Annotated in this window: 4 protein-coding genes and 3 pseudogenes; all 7 read right to left on the reverse strand. The window is 60.4% G+C overall.

Going from position 1 to position 6273, the window contains the following annotated elements; all coding sequences use genetic code 11:
* Positions 1 to 385: 385 nt before the first annotated feature.
* Positions 386 to 952 (reverse strand): annotated as a pseudogene (locus JKL46_RS33865) (transposase); the annotation flags it as partial.
* A 130-nt stretch (positions 953 to 1082) separates the two neighbouring features.
* A pseudogene (locus tag JKL46_RS33870) lies at positions 1083 to 1379 on the reverse strand (ATP-binding protein); the annotation flags it as partial.
* 114 nt (positions 1380 to 1493) lie between these two features.
* The gene (locus tag JKL46_RS33875; RefSeq protein ID WP_201842816.1) at positions 1494 to 2525 is read right to left on the reverse strand and encodes a tyrosine-type recombinase/integrase; all 1032 of its coding nucleotides are present in this window, start codon (positions 2523 to 2525) and stop codon (positions 1494 to 1496) included.
* Positions 2522 to 3496: a tyrosine-type recombinase/integrase gene (locus tag JKL46_RS33880; RefSeq protein ID WP_201842818.1), complete on the reverse strand. Its 975-nt coding sequence runs from the start codon at positions 3494 to 3496 to the stop codon at positions 2522 to 2524. Before JKL46_RS33880 ends, JKL46_RS33875 begins: the two co-directional genes overlap by 4 nt.
* Positions 3497 to 3507: 11 nt before the next feature.
* On the reverse strand, positions 3508 to 4716 hold the full coding sequence (locus tag JKL46_RS33885; protein WP_201842820.1) for a tyrosine-type recombinase/integrase: 1209 nt from the start codon (positions 4714 to 4716) through the stop codon (positions 3508 to 3510).
* 138 nt (positions 4717 to 4854) lie between these two features.
* Positions 4855 to 5376 (reverse strand): annotated as a pseudogene (locus JKL46_RS33890) (ATP-binding protein); the annotation flags it as partial.
* Positions 5373 to 6273: Mu transposase domain-containing protein (locus JKL46_RS33895; RefSeq protein ID WP_425493354.1), on the reverse strand; the 901-nt coding region annotated here is incomplete at its 5' end. The pseudogene JKL46_RS33890 and the gene JKL46_RS33895, both read right to left, overlap by 4 nt.

The following is a 6273-nucleotide window of genomic DNA, read 5'->3' on the forward strand; positions in this document are numbered from 1 at the left end:
GTCCATATCGACGTCGATCGAGCCAGTGCTCTTCCAAATGCCCCAGTCCCACAAGGCGGCCCAGCTCGGATGCGTACACGAGATGCGGTGTAACCTCCTGAACTTCCATACCGGCTCTCCCAGGCAGACCTTGGACCGACGGTTTACCGAGACCGGGTGCCTGGACAGGACAGCAACGCGACAGGAAGTCAGGCCCTTCTTGGGTCAAATGCATCGGTGAGGCAAACCTCACCGCAAGGCTCCCGGGCGGCCGACAGGTCCGGGGAAAGACACGGATCTGGTCGATCAGAGTGTGGGTCAGGCCCACGCCGGGACACCTTGGGTGCCGTCGCGAGTTGTGTAGAAATTCGGGTGGCGCGATCTCCGGTATGAAGATGGTATTGGATCAGGCCGCGAGGTCAATCGTCTCCTTTGTGGCTGATGCTTGCGTGAGTGTCTTCCAGCCGTCGACCTTGCGCATGGTGATCTGACCGGACGCGAGCAGGGCCCAGAACAGCATGGCCGCGGTCGCCGCCGAGGGCAGCACCGTCTGGGTCTTGATCCGCCGCTTGAACTCCTCGTGCAGCCGTTCAATGGCATTGGTGGTGCGGGCCGACTTCCACTGCGAGGGCGGCAACTTCGTGAAGGCAAACAGCGCCTCGCCCGCTTCCTCCAGGCTGTCGGCCACCGCTCGATGCCGCAGCTGCCACTTGCGCAGGAAGGCCCTGCGGCGCTCCTCGATCTCCTCGGCTGTGGCGGCATAGATCATGTCGGTGTAGTCAGCCGTGATCTCATCATGGAGACGCTTGGGGGCATGGGCGAGCAGGTTGCGCAGCTTGTGCACCGTGCAGCGCTGCAAGGGAACGCCCTCCCATACTGCCGCGAGCGCCTGCTCCAGGCCCGGCGCGCCATCGACGATGACAAAGGCTGGCCGGCGCAGCTGGCGTGCCACGAGGTCGTCGAGCACCGCACGCCTATTGCGCGACCATCTGGATGGAGAGCGCGGCGATCAGGATCGGATGATTGGCTGTCGCGGCACAACGATGATTGTCGCGCCGCGACAGAGATGCAAGCGCTTTCTTGATTGTCGCTGCGAGCGTCAATCAGGATGACGTCTTGATTGTCGCGCGCGTCGGTGGACGTCCTGGTCCGCGTTTACGCTCGATGGCTTCTCTGCGGCGATAGCTCTCGACATTCATCTCGAAGATCGTCGCGTGGTGCACCAAACGATCGACCGCGGCGAGCGTCATCGCTTGATCCGGAAAAATCTTTCCCCAAGCGCCAAAGGCCTGATTGGCCGTTATCAAGAGCGAGCGACGCTCGTACCGGGCGCCGATGAGTTCAAAGATGACGCTGGTTTCTGCCTGATCCTTGCTGACATAGGCCAAGTCATCGATTAATGTGCAGCTCAACATTAATCGATTAACGTGCAGTGCGCAGAGATGTGGAGCTAGCACCGCAAGAGCCTGCAACTGCGCGATTTTCCCGCGATACCACTCCACATAACTGAGCGTCTACAAGCGGCGCAGCCAGCCTAACATCCCGCCATCATAAGCGATGATCGTCTGATCCTTTGCCGATGACATTACGTCGGGAAAGACTTGTTCGAGCGCTTGCCGCTTCATATCGATATCGGCTCGCGCGTAGCGCATCGTTACGTTCAGCCCCGAGTGGCCGAGCCATTGACTGATGGTAGCAATGTCAACACCCGCCTTGAGAAGGTGGATGGCCGTCGTGTGCCGCAAGGAGTGGGGGTGGATGCTTTTTTCGGCTAGGGTGGATTCCTCCCCCGCAGCCATATCAACATATTTGCGCAGTAAGTATCGAACGCCAAACCGAGTCAGCGGTGTGCCGCGGTCGTTGAGAAAGACCCTTTGCTCGGCGGGAATGTCTGAGGGCGGATGCAGTGTGTTGATCAAATCCTGAAGAAGCTGAGCCGTGCTACGCCAGATCGGGCAAAGACGAACCTTGTTGCCTTTGCCGTGCAGGCGCACCTGACAAGGCGATACCAGACGAAGGTCATAAATGCGAAGATTCAGGATTTCCTGCACTCGTGCACCCGTATTGAACATTAGCGAGAACAGCGCGTAATCCCGCCGTCCTGAAGGAGTGCGACGGTCGATGCGCGCCAGGACGCTCTTTATTTCAGGCTCTTCGAGATATTCGACAGGTGCCACTCGCGCGCCCCTTTTGAAGGGAAGTGTCACTACCAATTGCAGGGTATCCATATATTCGGGATGCTCCGAGATCAGGAACCTCGCAAAGGTATGCATCGCCGCCAGTCTAGCGTTGCGAGTTGCGATGCTGTTGCCACGCTCGACCTCAAGCGACGTGAGAAAGCTACCGATCTTGTCGGCATTGATGTCGGAGACCTCAAGGCTTTCGACGGATCCGTTGGTTTCTGCCGCTGCAAACCGCAGGAACAGGACCATCGTGTCGCGATAGCTCTGGATCGTATGATGGCTCATGCCGCGGAGAGCGGGAAGATATTCTTGAAGGAAGCGCGCCATGCTTCGGCCCAATGCGGTGGAATGATGTTTTTTCATGCCACAGCCTCGCTGACGACGCCGCCGAAAGCCTCTTCAAAGCGGTCGCTGGCGATCGCCCTCAGCGTCGGAAGGAAGTGCAGATAATATGCCGTCGACACGATACTCACATGGCCCATGTAGAGAGCCAGCTTCGGCAAATTCGATTGCACATCGGCGCCCTCCAGGTACCAGCGAATGAGCGCGCCGACGGCAAAGCTATGTCTCAAGTCGTGGATGCGGGGGCGGCGGCCCTCGCTATCCTCAACACCTGCCGTTTCGAACAGAGAATGGATGCCACCGCTGATCCCAGCTCCGGTATAGGCGCGAAGCCCGCCTTCCGTGTTGATGAGTAGAGGCGTGTCGGGATCCCGGCTGAACGGTGGGGCGAGACGTTTTCTTAGGTAGCTGCCCAATTCGGCATGTGCGTCAGGCGACAGCGGCAATATTCTCGATTTGTGGAACTTTGACTCCCGAACCCGCAAGACTCCACTTTCTGGCTCACAGTCTGCCAATGTAAGGCGCAACAATTCGCCGCGACGCATCCCGGTCGTGTACAGCAGAACGACAGCCATCCTATAAACTGCAGGCCGCAGCGGCGAGCCCGACGCGACGGACATATTGTCGGCGGCGGTCAGCATTTTGGCTATTTGCCCAGGCTCCACGATAACGGGACGGCGGTGAGGCTGAGGGCGTGCGAAGTACAAGGGATCGGGAACAAAGCAGCCCGGCTCCTTTCGCCGTCGATAAAGGCAGAACATGCGAACAACGCGCTGGCGATACCGCAGAGTATTGCTTGCCAGATGGGGGAATGTGGCACACCACCGATCGAAGCTTGCTCGATCAAGATCCTGTCCGGTGCGGCTGATAAATTCGCGCAAGGACACCAGAACCCTTTCCTCCGGATAATAGCGGCGACCAAGAGCTCGCTGGTGGGCAAGCCATGCCACAATCGGCTGATCCAAGGGGGTCGGAGAGATGGCTGTGAACATTGCCGTTCTCCTTAAAGGCCGGCAATGCCAGGTACGGGCAGAGCCACCGTACGCAGCATGTCCGTCTCAATGCGAAGATAAACACAAGTGCTCTCAAGGCTATGATGGCCGAGCAGGTCACCGATCGTCTTTACCCCAACGCCGCGGCCGAGCAGTCTCATGGCAAACGAATGGCGCAATGCGTATGATGAGACACCATCGAGCGGCAGGCCGCTTTCCCGTGCCCGCTTGGAGAAGATGTCGCATACACCCCAGCTCGTCAGAGGTCCCACAGGGCTACGCACTTTTGGGAACAGAACGTTCGTCACCAAGTCGCGGGGACGCCCCTCTGCGATATATTTGTCGAGGATTTCAAAGGTCTGGTCAGCCAAAGGCAGAACGAGGGTGGAACGAGTCTTGCGCTGCTCTACCCGTAGTGTACGTCGCTTCCAATTGACGGCGTCTAACGTCAGCGCTGCGATCTCAGAAGGTCGCAGACCGTAATAGGCCATGAGGTGGAGGATCGCATGGTCACGGCGGCCGAGATAATCAGTCCTGGCGACCGAAGCGAGCAATTTTTCGATCACCTCCCAACTAAGGGCACGAGGCGGCAATTCTCCACGATAGGTTCTTGGCGTGTCGATGCGCTCTAGCCCTCGCGCAGTCTCACCACGATCGCCGCAAAAGCGCAGGAAGGCGCGCAGATGAGCAACCTTGTGCTGGAGCGTTTGCCGCAGCACCCTACGGCTCAAGGTATGGATGAAGTTTTCGACGTGCTCGGATGTCAGTGTGGAAAGGTCCTGTGACGGTCCATCCGTCAAGGACAGAAAATCCTCGATCGTTCCCAGATGCTGGACAATCGTCGCCGGTGCTAACCCCCTCACGTCTAGAAGGTATTCTCGATATCGCAGCAGCAACTGCTCCACGGGCTCTTGTGGCTTTGTTTCTTCGAGCCGTCCTTCTGCCTTGAGGAAGCGGCGATATGCACGCTCGGTGGAAGCATGGCGCAGAGCGCCAGGAACGAGAGATAACTCTTCTTCCAGTTCGGCTTCGTGCACAGATTGGGCACATTGAAGGGCCTCTGTGGCCTCAAGGATGCTTTTCAATCGGTGGACATGGCGACCTGCGGCAGCAGTCAGATATCCTGCTGCGAGCAACCACCGGGCAAAGAATTCAAGCTCCGCGCCGAAGCGCGAACATTCGTAATCACCAGACGATTTCGGAAATAAAACCTTAAGCATCACGCTCTCCTGTTGAGGTTAGGGGAGCGGTCATCCTAGGCGGACGATGATTCAGTTATGTGGAGTGGTATCGCGGGAAAATCGCGCAGTTGCAGGCTCTTGCGGTGCTAGCTCCACATCTCTGCGCACTGCACGTTAATCGAGGATCAGCAGATGGTACTTGTCGAGTTTGGCAATCGCCGCCTCGAGCTGCAGATCCCGCCGCGCGCTCTGCAGCTTCTGCACCAGATCGGTGGTGCGGGTGAACAGCACCCGCCAGCCGTTCTCCACCAGGGCCAGGCCCAGCGCGGCCGCAAGATGCGACTTGCCCCCGCCGGGCGGGCCGAACATCAACAGATTGGCACCTTTCTCGAGCCAGCTGTCGCCGGCCGCCAGCGCCATCACCTGCGCCTTGCTGATCATCGGCACCGCGGAGAAGTCGAAGCTGTCGAGGGTCTTGCCGGGTGGAAGACGGGCTTCGTCGAGATGGCGCTGGATGCGCCGGCTGGCGCGCTCGGCCATCTCGTGCTCGGCCAGAGCCGCCAGGAAGCGGGCCGCCGGCCAGCCCTCCTTGTCGGCGCGGGCGGCGAAGTCCGGCCAGATCGCCTTGATGGCCGGCAGCCGCAGGTCGTTGAGCGCCAGGGTCAGGCGACCGGCATCAATGGCATCGGGGCTCGTCATGCGACCTCTCCCTGATGCACGCGGGCGAGTTCCTCATAGGCACTGAGCGGCGCATAGGAGACCACGATGTCGGGCACGGCACCGGCATCCGGACTGAAGAGGGTCCGCAAGCTCGTGAGATCCGGCAGCCGGCCGGCCTTCAGATCCGCATCGAGGCGCGCGGCGAGTTCGGCCTCACAGGCATGCTCGTGCGCCAGGGCGAGCAGGTCGACCATGGTGCGGCAGGCGGTGCGGACGGGAAGCTGGCCCACCATCGCTTCAAAAGCCCGGGCATAGGCTTGCCGGGGAAAGAGCTGGTCGCGGTAGACCAGCCCCATCAGGGCCATGGGCTTGCGTCTGAGCGAGTGGATCACATGCCGGTAATCGACCACATGCCCGTGCCGGCCGTTGGGATGGGCCCGCCCGCGCGGCAGCGTGAACTGATGCGTGCCGCCGAGATAGACCTCGAGGCGATCGTCATACAGGCGCACCCGCAGCCGGTGGCCGATCAGGCGCGAGGGCACGCTGTAGAACACCTTGCGCAGAACGAAGCCGCTGGTCGAGGTCACCGTGACGATCGCGTCCTCGTAATCGGCGGTGCGCCGGTCCGGCAGCTCGTGGAGCGCCGCGCGCTCGACCGCGATGCGCGGAGTGTTGCGGGCATTGCGGCGCCCGACCACCTCGTCGATAAAGCGGCGGTAGGCGGACAGATCGGCAAAGTCGCGCGCGCCGCGCAGCAGCAGGGCATCCTCGATCACCTTCTTGAGATGACCGTGCACGCTCTCGATGGCGCCGTTCTCGTGAGCGATGCCTGTATTGTTGCGGCTCGGCTCCATGCCGTAATGGGAGCACAGGGCATCGTAGCGCCGGGTCAGATCCTCGCGGGCGTCGCGATCGAGATTGCGGAAGGCCGCCGAG

Origin of the sequence: Microvirga zambiensis WSM3693 (assembly GCF_016735695.1) — a bacterium.
In the GTDB taxonomy this organism is placed as follows: Bacteria; Pseudomonadota; Alphaproteobacteria; order Rhizobiales; family Beijerinckiaceae; genus Microvirga; species Microvirga zambiensis.

Coding starts and splice junctions, on each gene's coding strand:
- JKL46_RS33875 (WP_201842816.1), bottom strand. CDS start 2,525: ATGAAAAAACATCATTCCACCGCATTGGGCCGAAGCATGGCGCGCTTC.
- JKL46_RS33880 (WP_201842818.1), bottom strand. CDS start 3,496: ATGTTCACAGCCATCTCTCCGACCCCCTTGGATCAGCCGATTGTGGCA.
- JKL46_RS33885 (WP_201842820.1), bottom strand. CDS start 4,716: ATGCTTAAGGTTTTATTTCCGAAATCGTCTGGTGATTACGAATGTTCG.